A 22,954-nucleotide genomic window follows, 5' to 3' on the forward strand; every position below is an offset into this window, starting at 1 on the left:
AGCAGCCCGGGGCACAGGTCAGATGGTGTGGCCGCCTTCTGGAACCTCACAGGTGCAAAGCTCCCCGATCAGCCTTTTCTCATGACCACCAGCAGGTTCGTCGGTCCCGCATACTTCGGACCAGCCGAGCAGACTGAAGAATTCATGGCGTGAACAGGCTCTTCAGTACCGTGTCGTGCTCCTGGTATACGACACGTCCCGAAGAGCGAAGTGCATCGCTCAGCCCCTGATCGAGCCACGCCGGAGGCTCGCCGAGAGGCACATCGGACGGCTCCGGCCCGGCCTGCTCGACGGTGTCGGCCGACATGGCGACCAGTTGGGCGCCGTAGGTCTCGGCCACCACGTTCGCGATGTGCAGCCCCGGACCATCCAAGTCGCCCGCGTACCGGAGGCTCACGCCGTGATCGACGGCCAGTTGCAGCAGCGCGTGGTCGACGCTGCCCAGGTGGCCGCTGGTGCAGGCGAACGCGAGCGGGCTGGCGTGGGTCATCGCCGCTTCCAGCACGGACGGGTTCTCGACCACGGTGAGCACCTGTGGCGCGAACGTAGGGGGGTGCACGGTCAGGTCCAAGAGGGTGAGGGCCACGGGGGTCGTCGCGTCCCGCAGTCTCCGGTCGATCGGGCCGGTTCCGCGCACGCGCACCTGGTGGATCAGGACCGTCGACGACAACCGGTCCGCGAGGATTCCGACCCCGGCGAGCATCGCGCGCACGAGGTCAGGCCGCCGGGGTTCGGACACGCCGGTCAGCTCCGCCACCGCCGTCACCAGTCGCACGCCAGGCAGTTGGTCCAAGTCGAAGTAGTGGGGATCGCCCGCGTAGTCGTGGGACAGCTTGGCCAGGCTGGTCGGCGGCGTGCAGGGCAACAGCGGCACCACTCGCGCCAACGCCCCGACCAGGTGTCGCACCGCCGTCTCGTCGTCCGTCCCGGCCGCCCGCATCCTAGCCACCAAGCCCGGCAGGGAAGGGAGTGCCGCCTCGACATCGGCCCACAGGCCTCGGCGTTGCGCCGAGGCGGTCCGCCGTGCGGCGGCCAGGTCGATCACGGGACGTCCCACCGCCATCTCCACCAGCCGCTGGAGGTCGTCGGCCGACAGGCCCAGAGCGGCGAGCACATCGCGTATGGGCACGACCGTCACGCGGCCGCTCGCGACCACAGCGGACTGGTCGCGCCTGCGGCGTGCCGTGGTGTCGACCCACGCCCTCAAGGTGGCCAGCCCGCCGCTCGACAGTCCCTCCACCCGAACGCTCGCGATCGCCGCAGGCTGACGACCGGCGCACAGCCGCTTGTGGACAGCGGCCCACAGCGGGGTCAAATCCCGGTCAGCCGCCAAGGCGGCGAGGTCCGCCGCCATCACGCCCCCAGGTCCAAGGTCAGTGGCTCGGCCTCGCCATGTCCCTTCCACAACCACGGCACCGTGACGCGGTGCTTGCCCGCGGTCACGACCTGGTGGACCACCACCTGCCCGCTCTCCTTCTTGAGCATCGGCGTGATGAACGGCGCGGTCGCCAGCACGTCGAACTCCCATGAGCGCAGCAGCGCGAGCACCTGGCGGAGATTGGGCTCGTCGAACGCGGCGTCGATCTCGTCGATCGACACCCATCGGGGGCCGCTGTAGTGCTCGCCGGAGTACATCGACCATGCAGCGGCGAGAAGCGGCAACATGGTCGCCAGCCTCCGCTCGCCGGTGGACAGCGAGTCCAGCGGATTGGACCGCGCGGTCACCTCGCGGAACTTCTCCTGCTTCTGATCGGTGAACGACGAGTGGGTGACCGTGATCTTCCAGTCGTGCCAGGAGCGGTAGTCGAAGGTGTGCGCGACCCTGTCTTTCCAGGAGTCGCCCGCTTTCTCGCTCATCCGCTGCTTCAGCACGGTGTACATGTCCTCGAAGATTTCGTCCGACTGCGGCTGGGAGATCAACTCGACCATGCGGCGGGCGTCCTCGTCTTCCCGGACGCTCCACTCCACCTGCACTCCGACCCGAGCCACCCCGGTGCGGACGCCGTCGAGCGTCCTGCGGATCTGGCGGACAAGCTCCCGGGCCGCGTCCAGGCGGATCAGGATGTCGCGCCGCAGCTCCGTGAACAGGCTGGTCTTCAGGGTGCGCTTGACGTCATCGCGGAGATCGTCCTCCAGCTGTGCGGCAGTCGCCTCCAGCTTCTCCACCGCGACGTGCAGGTCCTCTCCCCTGCTCGCGCCCGGATCGGCAACCACGGCGCGACGCCACTCGGTGCCGTCGACGGTGACCAGCACGACGTGCCGGTCGAACCGCGCCAACGCGGTGCTAGTCGTCCGCACGCTCGATTCCAGCTGGGCCAGGGCACGGCCACGTGCCTGCACGAGCACGCCGAGCCGGTCGCCGGTCGCAGAGTGGTCGGCAAGCAGGCGCCTTGCCCATTGGAGCGCGGCCGTGAGGTGCGCCGGTTTGCCCGCCGGGGTACGGGGCAGGTCGTCGGGGACCGAGGCGAACCCCTCGTCCACGAGCGCGCCGAACTGTCGGAGCCGCGTGTCGCGGCGCTGCTCGGCGGCCTCTCGCTGCGGAGCGATCCCGTCGAGCGTGGCTTGGGCCGCAGCGGCCGCGTTCCCCGCGTCCTGACCCAATTCGACCATCAGCGCGGCGTCCTCCTTGGCCTTGAGGAGGTCGTCGGTGATCCGCTGCCGCGTGGCGCGCAACTGCTCGTACTCCGCGCCGTACAACTCTCGCGCCTCGGCCACGGCGGATGCCTCACGGACGGCAGTCAGCCGAGCGTCCTCGGCTTCGGCTCGGGCCTTAGCCAGGACTTCCGCCCTCTGCCGAGCGAGGTTTCCGGCGCGACGGGCCTGATGGAACAGCCCGGCCACCCTGATCGCAGCCTGCCCCCACAAGTCCACACGGTGCCCGAGGTTGGCGACGGTCGTGCCGTGGGCAGCCAGAGCCGTCCGCTCGGTGGGCAGCAGCGTGCCGTCCGACAGCGTCGCCTGGCGGTTGAGCTCGCGCAACGCGTCGTGGACCGCGTCGCCCGCCTCCCGATGCCGTTCCGCCGCCGCGATGACGGCGGCCTCCGACCGGCGAAGGTCCTCCTCACAGCGTTCCTCCATGACGTGGGCCGCCCGGACCTCGGCCACCGGGGGAAAGGACGCGTACTCCGCGTCGGCCTCCCGCTGCGTTTCCTCGCCGGCGGCGAGGGACGCCAAGGTCTCGTCTTCGGCGGCTCGGCGTTCCTCGGCCACCCGCTCCGCGGCCTCGGCCTTGAGCCGGGTCCGGGCGGCCACTTCCTCGGTGTACTGGAGCCGTTGTTGTGCGGCGGCGATCCGGGCCGATCGCTCCGCCGCGGCGGCATCCAGCTCGGCAAAAATGCGCTGCCTGGTCAGGTCGGCCCGTGCGATGCGGTCCGCTGTCTCACGCCGCACGGTTTCCGCAGCGGCGTGCTGTCGCGCGGCTTCACGGCGCGCAGCCACCAGTTCTCCATGTGATGGGAACGCGTCACGTTCCTCCACCGCGGCGAGGACGTCGGCCTCCCGATCCGCGAGTCCTCGGCGGGCGGCGTCCACGTCGTCCCGCGCACTGGACAACGCGTCTTCCAGGTTTGCGACCCGCCGCAGGCGGACTCGTTCACGGGTGGTTCGGCCGATGAACTCCGACCGGTAACCGACGGGCGCTGCCGCGGTGAGGACGCCCGAGCGCAACCGGCCATGTTCGGCGTCGTCGTTGACTGGGATGGCTCGGAGCAGTGCCCGGACGCGTTCGGCGGGGATCGCGGGGGAAGTTTCGACGTCGAGCAGGTCGCCGAGCGCACGTCCGGGCACCGGTCGGTCGGCGGTGATGACGAGGTCACCGGCGACTGCCCGGCCGTCGGACGTGACCAGAGCGTCGAGCAGTCCCGTGACAAGGAGTGCGCCCTCCAGTCGGTCCGCCTCCTCGTCCGACAGGTGGCCCGCGAAGTCCACGAGCGCCCATAGCGGGACGCCGTCCTCCGGCCGGCGATCACGCCACGGCGGCGTCTCCGGCACCGGTGCTGCGCGGCGAGCCTCGGCCAGTTCCGCCGCAACGTCAACGACCGCAAACTCTGCCCGGTCGACGTCGCGTCGAGCATCGGCCACGGATAGTCCGAGCGCGATGCCGGCCTGAGCGTGTGCCTGCTCCACCGCCAAGCGGACGACGGCGGGGTCGACATCGTGCTCGTTCGCTTCAGGCAGTTCAACCGCGTTCAAGAAGCGTGCCGCCCCGCGCCACCGGTATGCCTGCTCGATCCACAGCGTTGCAGCACGGTGGGCTTCCGCGTCGGCCGCCACAGCGGTCTCCTCTGCCGCGGCGACGTCATGCCGAGCCACATCGACGTCACGCCGGTGCGTCTGGTCGGCCGCAGCACGTTTCCGCTCGGCGCTCGACTCCTCGACCATCACCCGCTCCCGCTCCTCGCGCAGAGCGGACGCCGCGACCTCTGACAGGCCAATGGCGCTGTCGTAATCGGCACGTGCCTGGACCGACGCGCGGACGGCTTCGGCGACCAACGCCCCAGCCGTCGCCGCAGCCTGGCGTCGGCCCACCAGGTCGATCCGGTCGCGGGCGTCGTCCGCTACCGACGTGAGCCAGGCGGCGAGGCGATCGAGGGCCAGGCGGCTGTCCGCGCCGTCGCGGGGTTCGATCAACTCACGGGGCGCCCGGCCGAGGTGGCGGACGCCCGCCTCCCACCTGACGATCGACGCCACCAGGGCAGTCTCGGCGGCTCGGCGCAGGTGAATGGACTTGTCGGCTTGGCCGCGCGCCTCATCGGCCAGGCGCTCGGCCCGGCGCAGTTCCTCCGCCGCCGCCCGCTCGCCGTGCTGCGCCGACGCGTGCGCTCTGAGCACTTCGTCAACGCGCTGGAGCTGGGCGACGCGCGCTTCCACCCAGGCCACCGGGGTGGCACACGTCTGCGCAACGTCCGCCGCCGAGGTCTCGTCTGCTTGACCCGTGCTCAGCAGAGCAGTTGTCGCGACCAACCGTTCGAGAGCGGCGTCGGCACCCACGACGCGGGACGCTGCGCGCAGCTCATCGGACAGAGTGGCCAGGTGGTCCCCCGCCTCCTGCGCCGTCGTCGCCGCTTCGTCGGCCTGCTCCGCCGCGGTCGTGGCGTCCTCAGCGGCGACTTCCGCGCGTTGCCCGGCGTGGTCGGCGGCCCGCGCCAGCTCTACGGCACGGAGTTCCATGTGCGGGAGTTCGGCCCCGGCGTGGTCGCGTAGGGCGGTGTCAGCCGCATCGCGACGGCCTTCGAGGGCGAAGATGCGGGTGTTCAAGACCTTGAGCTGCCCGGCCGCCTCCCGCTGCTCCCGTTGCGCGGTCTCCAGCGTCGCGGTGGCCTCGCGAGTGCGGCGAGTCTGGGCGTCGAACTCGGTGTTGGCAGCGGTGAGTTGCGCCGCCTCCACGTTGACGAGTGCCTCGACGTAGCGCTGGTAGCGCTTGTCGGTGGCGGCCAACTGCTTGGCCTCGTCACGCATATCGGCCAGCTGGTTCTCCAGCTCGGAGATGCGTTCCATCGCCTCGCCGATGACCGTCAGCCGGTCGGGGTCCAGCGCGGGCAGCGCCTCGGTCAGCACCGCGCGCATTTGCGCGGGTGGGATGGCCTCCGCCGTGCGCAGGCTCCGGAGGCTGCGCAGTACTCCCGTCAACGCCTCGAACTGCACCTCGTCGAGCGGGGCGAAGAGACGGACGCGTACGGCGTTCCGGTACCCCGGCTCGTCGTTCACAGCAGCGAGGTGGTCGCGTGCCTTCGAGCGCAACGCCTGCGCCGACGTGAAGATCTCCCCCTCGGTAGCCGCGAGCTGGATGGCAAGGTCGTCGATCCGCACGGGGCTGCCGTCGCGTTCGAGCACGAGGTGCTCGCCCACCCGACCGGGGCTGATGAAGAACGCGCGCTGGAGGTTCCCGCCGACCGCACGCAGCCACAACCCTGTGGTCAGGTACGAGATCTCCCCCGTCCGCGGGTCGTGGCGGCCGTACTCCAGCCACCACGCCCCGGTGCGGTCCTCGCGCTCGTTGCGGTCGGTGTGCCTGCTGGTCAGCGTTCCCGCCGCCTTGCCCGACACCGACAGCGCCGTCTGCGACGTGTCCCCGTCCAGCAGGAGAGTGATGAGCATCGACGCAGTAAGCGACTTGCCGGACCCGTTGGGCCCGGTCAGGGTCATCCACCCGTCGGCGAAGACGAGGACCTCGTTGGACCACGCCCAGGAGTTGACGACCCCCGCCCGCGAGGGCTGCCAACGCCCTTCGACTGCAGGTACCCCGACCGGCCGCAGGTCCCGCACAGCGCCCAGACCGTCCACCGGGTGCTTGGTGATGTTCATCGGTCGGTCGGCTCCTCAGTCGGCTGCGCGGCGGGCTGGTGGACCTTGACCCGCCAGAAGTGGACGCCCGGTGTCGGCTGCCAGGTGTCGTGGCGCAACGGGACGAGCAGCCCCACCGCCACCAGTTCGGCTGCAGCGGCGCGGGCCAGGGCCGGTAGTCTGTGCTCGTACGCCGCAGCCCAGCGGGGCAGCGTCGTCCGCACCCGCTCGAACAGTTCGACGACCTCGGCGATGCCCAGCACCGCGCGCGGCTCGGGCCGTAGGTTCACCGCGTCCAGCAGCGCAAGCGCCGCCTGCCGCTCGTTGCGGCGCCCGTTGGGGAAATCGACCAGCGTGCCGATGCCGCTGGGGTCGGTGACCTCCCACCAGTCACGGCGGGCCGTCGCGGCGAACCCGAGGGCCGCAACGACTTCCAGCGCGCGCTCGCGACCGGCGGGCGTGTGGAGATAGGGCATCGGCGCCTGGTCGTCGAGCGGGTCCGCAGCAGGGTCGTCGACCAGACGCCGCATCGCGAGCAGCCTCCGGTCTTCGACCGTCGGCTCGTCGTACGCCGTCGTGTCGTCGGCCAGCACGTCGACGGACAGCACTGCGACGTGGCGCTCCGGCTCCAGGTCGTCCAAACCGAGGAGGGTGGGTGACAGCGAGGAAAACTTCATCGCCAGCCGCTCCCTCGACGCACTGACCACCAGATCGCCGTCGTCCTGTCCGGCAATCCGCTCCAGGTCCGCATCCACCGAGATCGAGCCCTCGGCCACCAGGAGCCTGAGCGCGTCGACCAGGTTGAGCCGGCTGGTCCGCGCCTCCGATTTGCCGGTCCCGTCAGTGGCCACGATCCTGAACTGCGGCAAACCGCCAGTCGGCGCTTCCGCAGCGCACACCTGGGCGATGGCCTGCATCAGCTCGCGGAGGCTCATCCGCGGCCTGCGCCACAGCTGCTCGCACACAAGCGCGACGAGCGCCAAGACATTCTTCGACGCCAAATGCGCGTCGCGACCATCGCGGCGCAGCCGGGGACCGCGGTCGGCGGGCACGTCGGCACGGCGCTTGTGCAGCCGCACCAGCTCCGCCGACTCGACGATCTCCAACTCCCAGCCGAGTTCCGACCGGAAGAAGTCGGTCAGCTGCCGTCGCCCCTGGACAGCGGCGCGGTACGACTCGGCATCCGCCTCCGCTCGGATGCGGCCGGTCGCGACCAACCGGCGGGCGGGTTCACGCAACTCCGGCGCCAGTGCTCGAACGACACTCACGCGACACCACCCTTCCGGTCCTCGCGGACGCGGATGTCACCCGAAGGAATCACGCGCACCCGCACATCCGGTGCGGCCAGGACACCGTCCGCGAGCCGCACGCGGACCGTGCGGCCTGGTGCACCGACCCTGACGAGCACCCGCACGCTCGCCCCGTCCGCGTAAGCCTGGCCGATACCGGTACCCGGGTCGAGCTGGGCCAGCGCCACCTCCACCGCACGCAGCAAGACCACCACGGCAGCGGACGCATACCCGGTGAAGTGGTCCAGCGACACCTCCCCGTCGGTGGCGAGCAACGTGGCAAGGTGTCGGCGCTGCGAGGCTTCGTCCGCAGCCTGGGCCGCAGCCCTCTCGCGTTCCCGGCTCGTGTCCACAAGCTTGCGCGGTCGGCCGCTGGGTGGGCCGTGACGCTCGTGCTCCCGCAGTGTCACCTCGACCTGGTGCCTGGTCCGGCCTGCCGCGGCCAGGGTGCCGTGCGCCACGTCCTCCTCGGCCAGCCGAGGTACCGCGTGCCACGCCGGCCAGTCGCCGAAGGCTGCCGCGTAAACTCGCCGGGCCTCCTGATCGGTCGACTGGCGGTGGAGGCTGCGGGCCAGTAGCCGGAAGTCGTGTCCGAGGTCGGAACCTCGGCGGCGGGCCGTGTAACGGCGGTCGATGGCTACGAGCAGCGTGTGCACTGCGCCGGTAGCCGAACCGATCAACCGACGCACACCACCATCCTGATGGAACCACGCCGCCAGGTCGGCGAGCCGGCGCACCCGGTCTTCCACCCAACTCTGCTGCTCGGCCGCATCGATGAGGCCGGCGTGGGCGACGGCCGCCTCTGCGACGGCGTGGTGCCCGGCGGCTTTGAGGTCCTCCAACGCGTACTCCACCCGCCGCAGCGCCCTCCCGTACTCGCGGGGGAACTGCCGCAGCGCCTCGATGACGCGGTCGCGGTTGTCGCCGAACACGCTGTCGTCGGTGACGTCGGACTGGACGATGCGGGCGAGCGCGTCGTAGAAGTCGGCGGTGACGCGTCGGAGTTCGTCGATCCGCGTGCGCACGTCGTCGAGGTCGATGGGCAGGCGACCAGGATCGTTCGCGGCATGCTCCAGCAGCGCGCGAATCGTGCTCTCCACGCCGTCCAAGAGCCTGCTGGGCAGCTGGAGGGCGCGCCGGGCGTCGACCACTGCCAGGCGCACCGCCGCGACGATGCCGCGGCCTTTGCGGGTCAGGGCCCACGCCTCCTGCCTGACGATCACGCCTTGGAGGCTGCGGACCGGTGCGGCGTAGTCCCGAAACGGTTCGGCGAATCCCCAGGTCGCCAACTTGTCCAGCGACTCACGAAGATCGCCTTCCGATAAGGGGTCGTGGTAGCCGACCACCCTGACCTGGGCGGAGATGTCCGGGAGTGTGGCCATCGGTCCACGCGTCGACAGTTCCTCCAAAGCCGCCAGCAGCGCCGTGTACCGCTCCCGCACGAGGTCGTCGGACGTGGCGAACGCAGCCCAATCGTCCGCCTCAACCTCCTGCCACCACCGTCGCGGATCTCTCACCGCACCCCTTTCGGACACGACTGCGCATCATCTCCGCAATAGTGCGGCCCGCTTGTTCGACGTCGCGTTGGAACGATCCCCGGCAGAGACACCATAACCCGACAGTCCGATGGAACGCGAAGTCCGTGTCGGCTGATCGAATTGATGTCAGCACGCGGTGATGCGCAATGATCTGGGGGTGGGCGATAGGGGCGGCGGACCCGACGAGACGGGAAGACCTGCTCCCGTCCGCACGTCCCGGACCGTGTCGCAGACCGCCGCCGCCGTGTCGTCCGGCATCGTGGTGCAGGCCGGGCACCTGGACGGCGCCGCGACCGCACCCGGCGGCTACGCGAACGCGGGCCTGCACGTCGGGGATGTGAACCTCACGGCGGGCGCACCTTTCCGGTCGCGGTACCTGCACCAGGTCAGGCGTATGGCGCCAGAGGTCCTGGTCGGACGCGAGGCCGAACTCGCGGAACTGGCCGAGTTCTGCTCGTCGCAGTCCGGGGCCTATGCCTGGTGGCAGGGCGAGCCGTGGGCGGGCAAGTCGGCGTTGTTGTCGTGGTTCACCCTGAATCCGCCTCCCGGCGTACGGATTGTATCTTTCTTCGTCACCGCTCGAATGGCTGGCCAGAACCACCGCGGTGCGTTCATCGAAAATGTCCTCGGACAGCTATCCGAAATGCTGGGTGAAACACCCCCGGTGCACTTATCCGAGGCGACCCGAGAAGCGCACTTGCTGGGCATGCTGGAGGACTCCGCGGCGTTGTGCCGATCACGGGACGAGCGGCTCGTTCTGCTGGTGGACGGTCTCGACGAGGACCGGGGTGTCACGACGGGGCCGGACGATTACAGCATCGCGGGATTGCTCCCCGTCACCCCACCGTTCGGTTCGAACGTCGTGGTGGCGAGCCGTTCCCACCGTCCGCTGCCCTACGACGTGCCCCAGGATCACCCGCTCCGCACAAGCTCCTTGGTCCGTGAACTGGCGCCATCCCCGGCGGCCATCGTGAGCCGGGCGGACAAGGAAAGGGAATTGCGCGGATTGCTGACCGGGCAACGCGATCTGGTGGGGTTCGTCGTAGCTTCGGGCGGAGGGCTGTCGGCGGAGGACTTGGCGGAGCTGACCGACGTGACCCGGCGCGCGATGACCGAACGGCTCGCGTCGACCGCCTGCCGGAGCTTCGCCTCCCGCCCGAGCCCGTGGACCGCAGGTGAGGTGTACCTCTTGAGCCACGCCGAATTGCTGACGGAAGCCGTGGCACACCTTGGCTCCGCCGTGGACGAGCACCGGACGCGCATCCACCGGTGGGCCGACATGTACCGGGACCGCCGATGGCCGACGTCGACGCCGGAATACCTGCTGCACGGGTACTTCCGCATGGTGGCCGAGGAGGACGATGTCGTCCGGATGGTCGCGGTTGCGACCGACCGCGACCGGCTCGACCTGATGCGAAAGGTCTCCGGGAGCGATTCCGAGGCTCTGCGTCAGCTCGTCACGACCGAGGAGAGACTTCTCGCGCGACACGCGGTCACGGTGACAGCGATGACCCGACTCGCGCTCAACCGGCAGCGGCTGAAAAACCGCAACGCCGCGATTCCGGTTGACCTGCCGGCCGCATGGGCGGCACTCGGCCGACACCACCGTGCCCGAGAACTCGCCAACTCCATCGACTCGGTCGTGGACCGCGTCGAGGCACTAGCGCTTGTCGCGGTCGCCGGGCAGAACGCAGACACCGCGAGATCCACGCTATCCCACGCGGAGCAGCTGCTCGACCTGCTGAGCGAGCCGACCGACCGGCGCCGGGCGGCCGCGGCCATCGCCAAGGCGACGATCGCAGTCAGAGATCCAACCGAGGCATCCGGCGTCCTGCGACCACGAACGGGCCTGTCGGCCGACGACTTCGGCGAGATCGGTCGCGTCATCGAGGCCCGATGGGGTGCCGGGCAGTCGGACGTCGTGATCAACTCCATCGACGACGAGACCGCCCGGTTGCGCATGTACCTGGGCACAGCGGAGGTTTCCGACGACGCAGAGCGCGCCCGCCGCCACCTCGATCACGCCGTTCGGCTCCTGCCAGGCATTCCTCGATGGGAGTTCCGGAACGCGCTGCGCCACCTCACGCGCGCCGCCTCACGGCTGTTGCCATACGACCTCGCCGACGCGGTGGTCCGCTCACTGTTCCGCTCGGGAGCGTCAGAGGTCGAGGTAGCCAGTGCGCGAGCGGAGGTGGCGGCGAGGTGCGGTGATTTCCGGACCGTGGTGGAACTCGTCGCATCGCTCGACGCATCCGACGCGCGCCCGCTCCTCGTCCACCTGCTCGGCGCCGTGCCCTGGCCAGAGGGCCAAGCCGTCGAACTCGAGGACCGGTTGGCCGGGGTCGGCGGCACCCGGAATACCCGCGCGCTGACGGTCGCCGTCGCGGAGGCGGGTGACCTGACACGTGCGGCCAGGCTCGCGACGCGCGCGGCGGACAGTGCGGCTTTGGCGTCCGTCGCCCGCCATGCCGCGGTCACCGGAAGGCCGGAAATGGCTGAACAGCTCCTCTCCGCCGCGATGAACCTCGTCGAAGCAGGCACCAACCCGGTCGATGACCTGAACGGGATGGCGGTCGTGGCGCAGGCCGCCGCGCGGTGCGGTGATGCCGTTGCCGCAAAGCGACTCATAGCGAAGGTCGAGGAATCCGGGCACAGCACCGAGTTCGCTGATCAGCTCGCTGCGGCGACGGCCCTGAACGGCGATCTGCCTCTGGCCAGAGCACGCGCCGGTGAAGACGAACAAGCGCTATTGGCTGTCGTACGTGCTGCCGCCGAACTGGGAGAGGCACCGACCGCGCTGGAGATCTCCCTCGGCCTGTCCGATCGACACCTCAGAGAGGAGGCTTTCGCCGCTACCGCAGAAGCGCTGATCGAGACTGGAGAGCTGACCAGGGCGGTCACCACGATCATGCGGTGCAAGACCGACTCGGCGTGGCGGGTAGTCGCCGCCGCCCTGGCCCGGCGGCCGTTCACCTCCGATGCCAGGCATCTGGCCTTCCTCGTCCCCAAAGGGCGGCGCAACGCGCTGCGCGCGGCCCTCGCCCAGTCCGCCGAGCACGCGGGCGCGGTTGACGTGGCGGATGTGTGCCTCGACGAGATCTCGAACGACGACGACCGCCTGGACGCGCTGCTCAGCGTGTTGGAGGCGGCTGCGGCCCGACGTGACCTGGGCCGCGTCCGACAGCTGTCCACAGCATTACACTGTGCCGCCGCGCGGTCCTCCGCCCCGGATACAACGGCTGGCCGACTCGCGGCGACCAGGACTCTGAGCGGGCTCCCGGCGTTGACGACGTTCACCGAGTCGCTCGAAGCGGTGTTGGAGGGCGCGTCCGCGAGCCAAGCGGTGGAAATCGCCCACCCCGAGCAGCGGGAGAGGGCGGCGGTGGTGCTGGCCAACGCCGGTGCACAGGACATGGCCGCACATCTCGTCCGGACCATGCCGTCTGACTACGAGCGGGGGCGCGGGTGGTACCGCCTGGCGATGGAGACCGGTCTCGGCTCGACCGGGCGGCCGGCGGCGGAGATGCTGCGGTTCCTCCACTGGACGAACGTCGTGCCGGTGATCACCCGGCACCACCCGGAGGTCATCCCGCTGCTCGTCGACGATCTCCTTCACACAACAACGTGATCACGGAGAAGTCGTTGGCTTGGATCATTGTCCTTCCGCCGAAGGGCTTTCCCCGCCGATGACGCCCGCCAAACACTGTGGGACCGGGCCGGTGGGCTTCGGTGAGCCGCAGCAGGCGGGAGGTCGGCTCCAGTTGGCCCATTTCCTGACCGGCGCGGGTGTGACGGTCCACCGAAGTGAACAGCCCAACCGTGGCGTCCGCCGCACGGTCCTCCCTCGCCATCCGGTGTAGATAGGTCGACCAAGCCACTCCGCACAGTGTCGATTCGGTGCCGCGATGTGATTCGACACGTGCATTCTCCCGTGTTATGCTTGCGCTACACCGCGAATGCGATAAGGTCGCCGCATGTCTCTCCGTGCTTATTGCGCGGGAGATCTCCCGCTCCGAGGGGGTCAACAAACCCTCTCGGACACGCGCACTATTCACACGGCCCACGGGTTTGATGATCACATCAGCCTCGTGGGCCGTGTGCGTGTAGCGAACTTGCAGGTCAACGGCCCTGTAGAGGCTCGCCACGCTCTCTATGTCAGCATCGGCCAGGGCCGCTCCGACGTTACCCAGCAAGTCGATCATCGCGTGCACCTCGGCGGCGCTCAGCGCGTCCGGTGCCGGTGTTCCCTCCAGCTCAGCCTGCGCGGCAGCCCGTACCGCCTGTGCCTCGTTCATCGGCTCGACCAGTGCCAGGGGGTCAATTCCGGCTTTGATGGCCTCTTGGAACCGGCTCAACTGAGCCTCCGCTTTGGCGCGCCGCGCTTTCGCCGCCTCCCTGCCGTTCGCCGCGCCGTTCGTTCCCTGCGACTCGACCAGAGCGGCAACGGTCCGGTCGCGGTTCTCCGGTGCGAACAATCGTCCGAGCCACCCGTTCACCGCTTCCTGAAGAACGTCCTCACGGAGGTAGACCGTGGGCGGATGAGTGGCCAGCGCAGGTGATCCGGGCGCGAGCGTCCGAGCCGGACACCGGTAGTACACGCCGCGCGCCCGTGGGCTGGCTTCCATCTTCCGGCCGCACGCCGTGCAACGGACGATGCCCCGAAACAGGTACGGCCGTTTCGTCGGCCGCTCGGCGCGCTCGGTCTTGCGAGCCGTTTTCAACCCGCCAACGGACTTCGACTTGCGCAACAGGTGCGCCTGCGTGAACTCCTCGACGCTCACGATCGCCGGGTGCGCGGGCTTGCGAGAACGCACGATCCGGTCAGCGCTCGCTCGTCGGAAGCGGATCACGTACCCGGCCGCCACGTCGTCAGGGTCGAACAACATCTCCTGCCGCGCCCACCGGCCGAAGAACGCAAATCCCGTATACCTCGGGTTGTCCAGGATCGCCCGGACCGTGCTGCCCTGCCAGCCGTCCGCCAACCGGTGCCGGTTCTGGTCCGGCCGCCGAGCAGACGGGCACGGAATCCCGTCACGGTTGAGGCCCGTTGCCGCGGCAAGATCCGCTTCCGCCGCGTCACCGGCCTGACGCCGCAGCAACGGCGCCAGGTCGCCACCGCCATCAAGAACGCTCGCGAGATGGCGCTGCTCCCCTACCCCAGCCAAGGACGTTGACCGGCAGGTGCGCCTCGCCGCCACCGCGAGGCGCACCTGCCGTGGGCACCGGCTCCGGCAGCCACGTGCCGACGTCGTGCTCCCGGCGGGCGCGGACCGAGGTCAGCCGATCCAGGCACAGGTTGGGCAGTTCCCGCGGCGCGTACCGACTCCACCGGTACGCCTGCTCTGTGAACGCGACCGGACGTCCGGATGACGCTTCGACCTCGGTCACTCCTGTTGCTCGGCGACCAGCCAGCACAGGCAGAACGGATGCCCGGCCGGGTCGGCGTAGACCTGGAAATCATCCCCCGAAGTGTTCCCCACCGCCGCTTTCAACACCGAGGCGCCCAGAGCCAGCACCTGTTCGTGCGCTTCGGCGAAGTCCTCGACCCACAGGTCGAGGTGCACCTGCTGCTTGGTCGGGCCGTCCGGCCACTGCGGAGGCACGTGGTCGGGCGCGAGCTGCACCCAGACACGGGGCGCCCCGTCGACCACCACCATGTGCCAGTCACCATCCTCGTCCACCTCACCACCGAGCACTACCGCCCAGAACCGGCTCTCGGCGGCGAGATCGGCGGCATCGAACGTCACGACCTGGTACTTGATCCGTATCACGCCAGTCTGTCAACACTCCGAGCCCACCGCAGGACCGGCGCCACCTCTCGCTCGGGCAGCGCACGCGGTGAGGTCAACCAGACGTTCGGCACCACGATCGTGCTGACGATTCGCGGTCGTGGCGCCGGGCCGGTGCCACGACACAGCTCCGATCAGGGGCCGCCGGCCACCGCCATGAGCTTCTTCCGCGCGGGATTGGTCGATGTCTTCGATGTGCGCATGATCCGTCTCCTCCGGACGTGAGCGCGATCGTGAGACAGCCGGATGAGGATCGCCTGCACTGGTTGTCGCAGCAGGCGTGCGCACCGCCGCCGGTCAGGTGTGGTCGGGCAGGGTGCGGGCCACGTCGTGCGGTGACGGCATGGCGGCCACCTCGGTGGCCATCGCGCGGGCCGCGTGGCGCACGGCGTCGTCGGTGAGCAGTCGGCGTGCCTTGGTCGCGATCGCCTCGGCGGTCATGTCTCCGGGTAGCAGGTGGTCGCCCAGGCCGGCCTCGGCCACCACATCGGCGTTGTTGAACTGGTCGGCCGCCTGCGGCAGGACGAGCTGTGGCACGCCCGCGCCGAACGTGCCCAACGTGGTGCCCGCGCCCCCGTGGTGGACCACGAGGTCCGCGTGGGGCAGCAGGTCGGCTTGGGGCACCCACGGCAGCACCACGACGTTGTCCGGCAGGTCGCTCAGCGCCGCCGGGTCGGCCCTCCGTCCGGCGGACACGAGCACCCGCGCGCCCACCACCGCCAGGCCGTCGATGGCGGTGCGCAACAGTGACGCCTCGCTGAACGCCGTGCCCAAAGTCAGGTACACCAGGGGTTCTCGGTGTTCCACGACCCACGACGGCAACTCGCCCGGTGTGGCGAACGCCACCGGCCGCAACGGGATCCGGTGCGCCGACGAGGCCAGGAAAGCCGGGTTCTGCACCGAAGGCGGGCAGATGTCGAGGTAGGGGTGGCCCAGCGTCATGGGATCGGTCCGGGGCACCTCGACGCCCAGCTCCGCGCCGAGGGCGGTGAGGTAGTCGCGGGCGGGTTCGGCGAAGTCGGGTTCCTGCCACATCCGACCGTACGAGTGGCACACCGCGGGCACGCCCGCGACCTTCGCGGCCAGGCCCGCGCCGGGGTTGCCGAACTCGTGCACGACCAGGTCTGGCTTGCGCTCGGCGAGGACCGGCGCGAGCCCGGTGGCGAAGCTGCGCGGCAGCACCGAGGCGAACGTGAACGCGACCCGCTCGGCGTCGACGTCACCCGCTGTCGAGAACTCCACGCCCGCCATCGCGGACTCGAACGCCTTGCGCGGCGACATGCCGCCCCGGATGTGCCCGATGCCGTGCGTGGCCAGGACGTCCGCGAAGAGGCTGCCGGTGAAGTAGTCGACGTCGTGGCCGAGCTCCCGGGCGGCGACGGCGAGCGGCAGCAGGGGGAAGGTGTGCCCGTACAGACCGAGGCTGGAGAAGAGGATGCGCACGGGTTCAGATCCCTTTCGAACGTGGTGTCGGTGGCATGGGTTTCACCGACCGAGGTGGGTGCGCAGGAACGCCGCGACCTCGGCCCGCGCCTCACGAGCCGCATCCACCACGCCCGACATGGCGAAGAAGCCGTGCGCCACCCCCGCATACCGCGTCGCGATCACGGGCACACCGGCCGCGCGCAGTCGTTCGGCGTACCGCTCGCCCTCGTCGCGCAGCGGGTCGTGCTCGGCGGTGATGACGAGCGCCGGCGGCAGGCCGGTCAGGTCCTCGGCGAGCAGGGGTGAGGCCCGCGGGTCCCGGCCGTCGTCTGGGCTCGCCAGGTAGTGCCCCCAGTACCAGGCGACGGATCGGCGGTTGAACGCGGCGGGGTCGTCGTTCGCGCGCATGGACTCGGTGTCGCCGCGGTGGTCGGTGTTGGGGTAGACCAGCACCTGGGCGGCCAGTGCGGGGCCGCCGCGGTCGAGGGTCACCACGGCCGCGAGGTTGCCGCCTGCGCTGTCGCCCGCCACGGCGAGGCGGTCGGGGTCGACGCCGAGCTCTGCCGCGTGCGCGGCGATCCAGGCGACGGCCGTGCGGCAGTCGTCCACGGCGGCGGGGAACTTGTGCTCGGGCGCCAGCCGGTAGCCGACGGTGATCACCTGGCAGGGCACCGCGTTGGCCAGGGCGCGGCAGATCTCGTCGGAGGTCTCGATGCTGCCCAGCGCCCAACCGCCGCCGAAGAAGTAGACCAGGGTGGGCAGGGGTCCGGCCGCGTCCACCGGGCGGTAGATCCGGATCGGCAGGTCGCCGACCGGTCCGGGCAGGTGCCGATCGGTGACGTGGCGCACCGGCTCGCCCGCGCCCGCCGCCGCCCGGATCGCGGCGAGGTCGGCGGCCCGCGCCTGTTCGACCGAAAGGGTGTAGAGCGGCGCGGAGGCCGGCTTCTCGAGCGGCGGGTCCAGTGGCATGCGGGCCTCCGTCGTCACTGCTTGAGCACCTTCTGGATGGCGGCGGTGAGCTGGGCGCGATCGGGTTGCACGGCGAGGTCGAGCCCGAGGGCGAACGGCACCACGGCGCCGTCCGGCCTGGTCACCCGGACGGGCGGTGCGACCAGGTCGCACCGCTCGGCCGCAGTGGCGATGACCTCGGCCGCGATGCCGCACATGCGGTTGGAGTCGTCGACCACCACCAGCCGACCGGTCTTGGCCACCGAGGCCGCCAGCCCCTCCCAGTCGAACGGGTACACGGTGCGCGGGTCGAACACCTCCACCGAGACGTCACCGGCCAACTCCTCGGCGACCGCCAACGCGTCGTGCACGAGGTGCCCGACCGCCACGACTGTGACGTCACCGCCCTCGCGGTGGACCCGGCCGACACCGAGCGGCACCGGGGCCAGCCCGTCGTGGTCGAGGTCGACCCGGACGCCGAGCGCCGCCGCCGGTGCGAACACCACCACCGGGTCGTCGTCCCGGATCGCCGTGGTCAGCAGGCCGTAGGCGTCCTCGGGCGTGGCGGGCACCACCGTCTTCACCCCGGCGTGGGCGAACAGGGCGTACGGGTGGTCGGAGTGCTGCCCGGCCCAACCCGTCTTCGACCCGGAGCCGGGTACCAGGTACGTCACCGGCACGCGGGTCTGACCACCGGTCATCAGCGAGAACTTGTGCGCCTGGTTGACGATCTGCTCGAACGCCAAGTACAGCAGCGCCGGGATCTGGAACTCGATCACCGGCCGCCGCCCGGCCAGCGCCGCACCGGTGGCGAAGCTCGTGAACGCCTGCTCCGACAGCGGCGTGTCCAGCACCCGGTCCGGCCCGAACCGCTTGAGCAGGCCCGCGGTCACGTTGGAGACCGCGACCCGGACGTCCTCACCCAGCACGAACACCGAAGGGTCGCGGGCGAGTTCGTCGCCGAGCGCGCGGTTGAGCGCCTTCTGGTAGGACAGCCACGGCATCACCCACCACCGCCCGGACGCGCTCGCATCCCGGTCGCGTAGAGGTGGTCGAGCGCGCCGACGGGGTCGGGGTGCGGGCTGTCGAGCGCGAAGGCGACCGCCGCGTCCACAAGGGACTCGACCTCCGCGTTGAGGAGTTCCCGCTCACCGTCGGTCAGCCGAGCACCCTGGATCTCCACCGGATCTCTCTCGCGTCCACTGAGGACCTCGTCGTCGTCCCGGTAGCGGACCCGGGCTTTGTGCTCCCACGTGTGGTGCGCGTCGAACCGGTAGGTCAGGCACTCGACCAGTGACGGCCCACTGCCCGCGCGGGCGCGGTCCACCGCCTCGCGCGCTGCGGCGAGCACCGTGCGCGGGTCCATCCCGTCCACCGTCACCGACGGTATCCCGAACGCCTCGCCACGCCCGGTGATCGTGCCCGCGACGGCGTCCGACACGGTCAGGGTGGTGGCGTAGCCGTTGTTCTCGCAGACGAACAGCACCGGCAGCCGCCACAGGGCGGCCAGGTTCATGGCTTCCAGCAGCACGCCCTGGTTGACCGCGCCGTCGCCGAAGAAGCTCACCGCGACCCGGTCACTCCCCTCCTGCCGGGCGGCCCAGGCCGCGCCCGCGGTGATCGCGCCGTTGGCGCCGACGATCGCGTTCGCGCCGAGGATGCCCAACGCGAAGTCCGCGGCGTGCATCGACCCGCCGCGCCCCTTGTTCAGCCCGGTGGCGCGACCGGCCAGCTCGGCGAGCACCCGGGCGGGATCGGCGCCCTTGGCGAGCACGTGCCCGTGCCCGCGGTGGGTGCTGGTGATCATGTCGTCCCCGCGCAGCGCCGCGCACACGCCTGCGGCGATGGCTTCCTGACCGGTGTACGGGTGGATGCCGCCGATGATGTCGCCGGAGCGGACGAGCTCGACCGCCCGCTCCTCGAACCGGCGGATGAGCCGCACCGTGCGGTACAGGCCGACGTCGGTGTCCGGGGCGTGTGCCACCACGGCGGTCAGGCGCGCCACACGGGCGGGCAGAACTCCGAGTCGGCGTAGTCCGGCTTGCCGTCCGCGGTGCGGCGCACGAGGGAGTCGTGATTGTAGAAGGCGAGGTTGCCGTCGGACAGGGGGAACTCGCGGTAGGCGTTGTCGCCGTCCTGCAGGTGCAACGAGATGGCCTGGCGCGGCCGGGTGGAGCGGTTGGGCCCGCTGCCGTGGTAGGTCCGGCAGTGGTGGAAGCTCATGTGCCCCTTGGGAATGATCATCGGGATCTTCCGGACCGTGGTGCCGTTGTGCTCGGCGTTGGCGATGAGCAGGTTCTCCAGGTGGTCCGGGTCCCGCTCGGCGAAGTGCTTGGTGGCGCTGTCGTCCGAGCCGACCTCCTCCCAGACGTGGCTGCCGTCGACCATGGTGATCGTGCCCAGTTCCTCGTCGCAGTCGTGGAACGGGATGAACGCGGTGAGCATCCGGTCCGAAGAGGACGACGACCAGTAGTGCTTGTCGAAGTGCCAGGGCACGACGTTCGACGGCTCCTCGGCGATCGGCGGCTTGTGGATCAAGGTCGACTGGAACACCCGGATCTCGTCGGCCTCCGCCAGCCGCGCGGCCACCGCGCCGATCAGCGGCTTGAGCAAGGCCTTGGCGATGGCGTCGCTCTCGTAGTGCACGTAGTCGTTGTGGCGCTGGACATCGCCGTGCTCGGGCGTCCAGTAGGCCAGCCGGGGCGGGCGCGTCGGTAACAGGCGGCTGCGCTCCCCCGCGTAGTACCGGTCGACCGCCGCGGCCAGCTCGTCCACCTCGTCGTCGGAGAACAGCTTCTTCGACAGGTACCAGCCGTGCTCGGCGTAGAACCGGACCTCGTCGTCGGTCGGGAGCAGGGCGCGCTCCTGCTCGGTCAGCGCGAACTCGTTCACGGTGCTCTCCCCTTCAGCCGGTTGTCGTGCCGGACAGCTCGCCCTGCTTCGCCTCGTACAGCGCCTTGATGTTCCCGCTGCCGAAGGTCAGTGCGCCCCGCCGCTCGATGATCTCCAGGAAGAGCGTCCGTCGCACGTGCATCGACTCGGTGAAGATCTGCAGCAACTGCCCCCAGTGATCCCGGTCGACCAGCACGCCGAGCCGGCGCAGCTCGTCCAGCGGCGCGTCCAGGTGACCGACCCGATCTTCGAGCGCGTCGTAGTAGGTGCCCGGCGTGCCGAGGAACCGCACGCCCCTGTCGCCGAGCGTGCTCACCGCCTTGACGATGTCGTCGGTGCCGAACGCGACGTGCTGCACGCCCGCGCCCGCGTGCCAGGTCAGGAAGTTGTCGATCTGACCGGGTTGGCGCTGCGGGTCCGGCTCGATCAACGTGAACGTGACGTGCCCGGACGGGCTCTGCACCACCTTGGAGTCCATGCCCTGGCCGCCGACCTCGACGTACTCCTCGAAGACCTGCGTGAACCCGAACACGTCCACGTAGTACTGGGCGGTCGGGGTGAGGCCGCCCGCGGGCACGCAGATCGCCAGGTGGTCGATCGCGCGCAGCAGCTTGTCGTCGGTGTGCGGCTCGGGGTCGGTGACCTCGATCGCGCCGGGCAGGAACTCCTTCGGCGAGCCGTGCCGCTCGACCAGCCGGTGCGTCACGTCGGAGAACCCGGAGACCTCGGCCACGACGACCCGCTGGTCGCGCCCGCCCGGTCCCCCGGTCACGTACTCGCGCGGTGGCGACACCGGCTCGGCGCCGCGCTCGGTGAGGCCGCGGTAGGCGGCTTCGACGTCGTCCACGCCGATGCCCACGACCGCCACGCCGTCGCCGTGCTTGCGCACGTACTCGGTCGCGGGGTGGTCGGGGACCAGGCCGGTGGTCAGGACGACCTGGATGTCGCCCTGCCGCAACAACAACGAGCGCACGCCGTCCAGCCCGGTCTCGGGCCCGCCCTGACCGCAGATCTTGAACCCGAAGGCGGTGCAGAGGTAGAATGCCGCCTGCCTCGCGTCGCCCACGTATAACTCGATGTGGTCAATCCCGAAAATGTTCATCAGGCATCCCGATCACTTCCCGGAGCACGTCAGCGGCTCCCGAGACGGTGGTCATGCGGCCGTACTGACCGCTGTCGAGTTCCATGCGCACGCCGTAGCGCTGTTCGACCTGGTGCACCAGCCAGGCCAGTTCCATCGATTCGATCAGCTCGGGGACGTCCTGCGCGGGCCTGCCGTGCAGGCTCGCGAGCATCGCCAGGATGTCCTCGCGGTCGGGCGGCGCGCTCATCGCGCCACCTCCTGCGCGGCGTGGCGGAGCACCGAGCGGTCGCGGACCAGCTTCCCGGTGGTGGTGCGCGGCATCGCGTCGAGGATTTGCAGCCGTCGCGGTCGCTTGTAGGGAGCGAGCCGTTCGGCCAGGGCCGCTTGGACGGATGCCGCCGTGGCGGGCGCGTCGAGCTGTGCGTAGGCGGTGATGACGTCGTCGTGCAGCACCACTGCGGCCACCACGCCCGGCAGTTCGGCCAACGTCGCCTCCACCTCGGTCAGGTCGACCTTCAGGCCGCCGACCGACACCTGGGAGTCGAGGCGGCCCTTGACGGTGACGAGCCCGGTGTCCGGGTCGACCTCGCCCGCGTCCCTGGTGTGCAGCCAGCCGTCCGCCCACCGGTCCGGGTCGGACAAGCCGACGTACGGCGACTCCGCCCGGCTCACCAGCAGCTCGCCGTCCCGCTCGACGACCGACAGCCCAGGTGCCGGGGTCAGGGCCGGCCGGTGCTCGCCGAACAGGTCGGTGGCGATCACGCCGACTTCGGTCATCCCCCACATGTTGCCCAGCGGCACACCGTACTTCGCGGTGAAGGCGGCGGCGGTCGCGGCGGGCACCGCTTCGCCGCCGGTGGTCATCCGCTTGAGCTGCGGCAGGGACGGCGGGTCCACCACGGACGCGAGCAGTCCGATGTGGAACGGCACGCCCAGCACCGTCGCCGGGGTCGGTTCGGCCGCGACCGCGTCCAGCACGCTGTCGCCGGTGAGCCGTTCGGGCGGCCTGACCTGGACACCGGCGTGCAGGCCGTACAGCAGGGCGCCGACCAGGCCGAGCACGTGCACCATCGAGGCCAGCACGACGATCCGCTCGCCGGGCTGCGGCACGCCGTCGATCCGGGTGTACCGCTCGATCTCGGCGACCAGGTCGGCGGCCGTGCGGCCGATCACCTTGGACGGGCCGGTGGAGCCGGAGCTGAGCTGGATCACCGCGTGCGGTGTCGCGGCGGGACGGCCGGGGCGGGCCGTGACGGTCTCCTCCACGTCCGCGAACGGGCTCAGCGGGCTGCTCGTGATCCGTCCCGGCTCGACCACCACCTGCGGCGCGAGCCTGCCGAGCGCGGCGTCGACCTCGAACGCGGTGAGCCGGTGGTCGAGCAGGCTCACCTGGGCGCCGATGCGCCACCCGGCGAGGAGGTTGGCCACGTACGCGATCGAGGGCGGCAGGCGCAGCGCGAGCGACCCGCCCGCGCGCAGCCCCGCCTCCGCCAGGCGTGCCTGCCGTTGCGCGACCAACCGGCGCAGCGCGGCCCGGTCGACCGGTCCGCCCGAGTGGAGGCAGCTCTCGTCGTCCGCGCCGCGCAGCAGGATCTCGTCGACCCATTCCGAACTTGCCACGAGGGCCGATCCGGCCGACGCCAGGCCTTTTGTCATCAGTTCTCCCGCCTGGTTCCGGAGGTCATTCGAAAATGTTGCGCGGAACTT

General features: G+C 70.4%; 15 protein-coding genes and 1 pseudogene. 2 read left to right on the plus strand and 14 right to left on the minus strand.

What is annotated here, in order from left to right; translation table 11 throughout:
• Positions 1-142 precede the first annotated feature (142 nt).
• Genes ACRAKH_RS18775 through ACRAKH_RS18790 form a run of 4 tightly spaced genes read right to left on the minus strand, consistent with a single transcriptional unit; the run spans position 143 to position 9,088 of the window.
• A complete protein-coding gene (locus tag ACRAKH_RS18775; protein WP_380718306.1) occupies positions 143-1,354 on the minus strand; it encodes a DUF2399 domain-containing protein in 1,212 nt (403 codons plus the stop codon).
• A complete protein-coding gene (locus ACRAKH_RS18780) occupies positions 1,354-6,303 on the minus strand; it encodes an SbcC/MukB-like Walker B domain-containing protein (protein WP_380718308.1) in 4,950 nt (1,649 codons plus the stop codon). Before ACRAKH_RS18780 ends, ACRAKH_RS18775 begins: the two co-directional genes overlap by 1 nt.
• The gene (locus ACRAKH_RS18785) at positions 6,300-7,550 is read right to left on the minus strand and encodes a DUF2398 family protein (protein WP_380718311.1); all 1,251 of its coding nucleotides are present in this window, start codon (positions 7,548-7,550) and stop codon (positions 6,300-6,302) included. The genes ACRAKH_RS18780 and ACRAKH_RS18785 overlap by 4 nt, the downstream gene beginning before the upstream one ends.
• Positions 7,547-9,088, minus strand: a complete 1,542-nt coding sequence (locus ACRAKH_RS18790) for a DUF2397 family protein (protein WP_447009151.1) — start codon at positions 9,086-9,088, stop codon at positions 7,547-7,549. Before ACRAKH_RS18790 ends, ACRAKH_RS18785 begins: the two co-directional genes overlap by 4 nt.
• A gap of 244 nt (positions 9,089-9,332) precedes the next feature.
• Here ACRAKH_RS18790 and ACRAKH_RS18795 point away from each other — a divergent pair, with 244 nt between their 5' ends.
• Positions 9,333-12,737 carry a hypothetical protein gene (locus ACRAKH_RS18795; protein WP_380718315.1) on the plus strand — a complete coding sequence of 1,135 codons (3,405 nt, stop codon included), beginning with the start codon at positions 9,333-9,335 and terminating at the stop codon, positions 12,735-12,737.
• Here the strand turns inward: ACRAKH_RS18795 and ACRAKH_RS18800 are convergent.
• Positions 12,694-14,208 carry a recombinase family protein gene (locus ACRAKH_RS18800; RefSeq protein WP_380718317.1) on the minus strand — a complete coding sequence of 505 codons (1,515 nt, stop codon included), beginning with the start codon at positions 14,206-14,208 and terminating at the stop codon, positions 12,694-12,696. The two genes, ACRAKH_RS18795 and ACRAKH_RS18800, sit on opposite strands and share 44 nt — an antisense overlap.
• On the opposite strand from ACRAKH_RS18800, the pseudogene rpsR reads away from it, so the two are divergent.
• Positions 14,161-14,283: pseudogene (gene rpsR / locus ACRAKH_RS18805) on the plus strand (30S ribosomal protein S18); the annotation flags it as partial. The gene ACRAKH_RS18800 and the pseudogene rpsR sit on opposite strands and share 48 nt — an antisense overlap.
• A gap of 210 nt (positions 14,284-14,493) precedes the next feature.
• On the opposite strand, the gene ACRAKH_RS18810 reads toward rpsR, so the two are convergent.
• The 9 genes from ACRAKH_RS18810 to ACRAKH_RS18850 form a co-directional block, all read right to left on the minus strand.
• On the minus strand, positions 14,494-14,856 hold the full coding sequence (locus ACRAKH_RS18810) for a VOC family protein (RefSeq protein WP_380718319.1): 363 nt from the start codon (positions 14,854-14,856) through the stop codon (positions 14,494-14,496).
• 339 nt (positions 14,857-15,195) lie between these two features.
• The gene (locus ACRAKH_RS18815) at positions 15,196-16,341 is read right to left on the minus strand and encodes a glycosyltransferase (protein ID WP_380718321.1); all 1,146 of its coding nucleotides are present in this window, start codon (positions 16,339-16,341) and stop codon (positions 15,196-15,198) included.
• Between the two features lie 42 nt (positions 16,342-16,383).
• Positions 16,384-17,292 carry an alpha/beta hydrolase gene (locus tag ACRAKH_RS18820; RefSeq protein WP_380718323.1) on the minus strand — a complete coding sequence of 303 codons (909 nt, stop codon included), beginning with the start codon at positions 17,290-17,292 and terminating at the stop codon, positions 16,384-16,386.
• Positions 17,293-17,306: 14 nt separating this feature from the next.
• The gene (locus ACRAKH_RS18825; RefSeq protein WP_366202882.1) at positions 17,307-18,275 is read right to left on the minus strand and encodes an alpha-ketoacid dehydrogenase subunit beta; all 969 of its coding nucleotides are present in this window, start codon (positions 18,273-18,275) and stop codon (positions 17,307-17,309) included.
• Complete coding sequence (locus ACRAKH_RS18830; RefSeq protein WP_380718325.1) at positions 18,275-19,258, minus strand: thiamine pyrophosphate-dependent dehydrogenase E1 component subunit alpha; 984 nt, start codon at positions 19,256-19,258, stop codon at positions 18,275-18,277. Before ACRAKH_RS18830 ends, ACRAKH_RS18825 begins: the two co-directional genes overlap by 1 nt.
• 5 nt (positions 19,259-19,263) lie before the next feature.
• On the minus strand, positions 19,264-20,163 hold the full coding sequence (locus ACRAKH_RS18835) for a phytanoyl-CoA dioxygenase family protein (RefSeq protein WP_380718327.1): 900 nt from the start codon (positions 20,161-20,163) through the stop codon (positions 19,264-19,266).
• A gap of 13 nt (positions 20,164-20,176) precedes the next feature.
• The gene (gene hppD, locus ACRAKH_RS18840) at positions 20,177-21,265 is read right to left on the minus strand and encodes a 4-hydroxyphenylpyruvate dioxygenase (RefSeq protein WP_380718329.1); all 1,089 of its coding nucleotides are present in this window, start codon (positions 21,263-21,265) and stop codon (positions 20,177-20,179) included.
• Positions 21,246-21,494 (minus strand): hypothetical protein, encoded by a 249-nt coding sequence (locus ACRAKH_RS18845; protein WP_316034295.1) that lies wholly within the window; start codon positions 21,492-21,494, stop codon positions 21,246-21,248. Before ACRAKH_RS18845 ends, hppD begins: the two co-directional genes overlap by 20 nt.
• A complete protein-coding gene (locus ACRAKH_RS18850; RefSeq protein WP_380718331.1) occupies positions 21,491-22,867 on the minus strand; it encodes a class I adenylate-forming enzyme family protein in 1,377 nt (458 codons plus the stop codon). Before ACRAKH_RS18850 ends, ACRAKH_RS18845 begins: the two co-directional genes overlap by 4 nt.
• Positions 22,868-22,954: the final 87 nt, after the last annotated feature.

The sequence above is a fragment of the Saccharothrix hoggarensis genome, from assembly GCF_052936025.1.

Excerpts from the sequence above, each read along its gene's own strand:
- ACRAKH_RS18845 (WP_316034295.1), bottom strand. The coding sequence starts at position 21,494 with ATGAGCGCGCCGCCCGACCGCGAGGACATCCTGGCGATGCTCGCGAGC.
- ACRAKH_RS18820 (WP_380718323.1), bottom strand. The coding sequence starts at position 17,292 with ATGCCACTGGACCCGCCGCTCGAGAAGCCGGCCTCCGCGCCGCTCTAC.
- ACRAKH_RS18775 (WP_380718306.1), bottom strand. The coding sequence starts at position 1,354 with ATGGCGGCGGACCTCGCCGCCTTGGCGGCTGACCGGGATTTGACCCCG.
- ACRAKH_RS18825 (WP_366202882.1), bottom strand. The coding sequence starts at position 18,275 with ATGCCGTGGCTGTCCTACCAGAAGGCGCTCAACCGCGCGCTCGGCGAC.
- hppD (WP_380718329.1), bottom strand. The coding sequence starts at position 21,265 with ATGAACATTTTCGGGATTGACCACATCGAGTTATACGTGGGCGACGCG.
- ACRAKH_RS18780 (WP_380718308.1), bottom strand. The coding sequence starts at position 6,303 with ATGAACATCACCAAGCACCCGGTGGACGGTCTGGGCGCTGTGCGGGAC.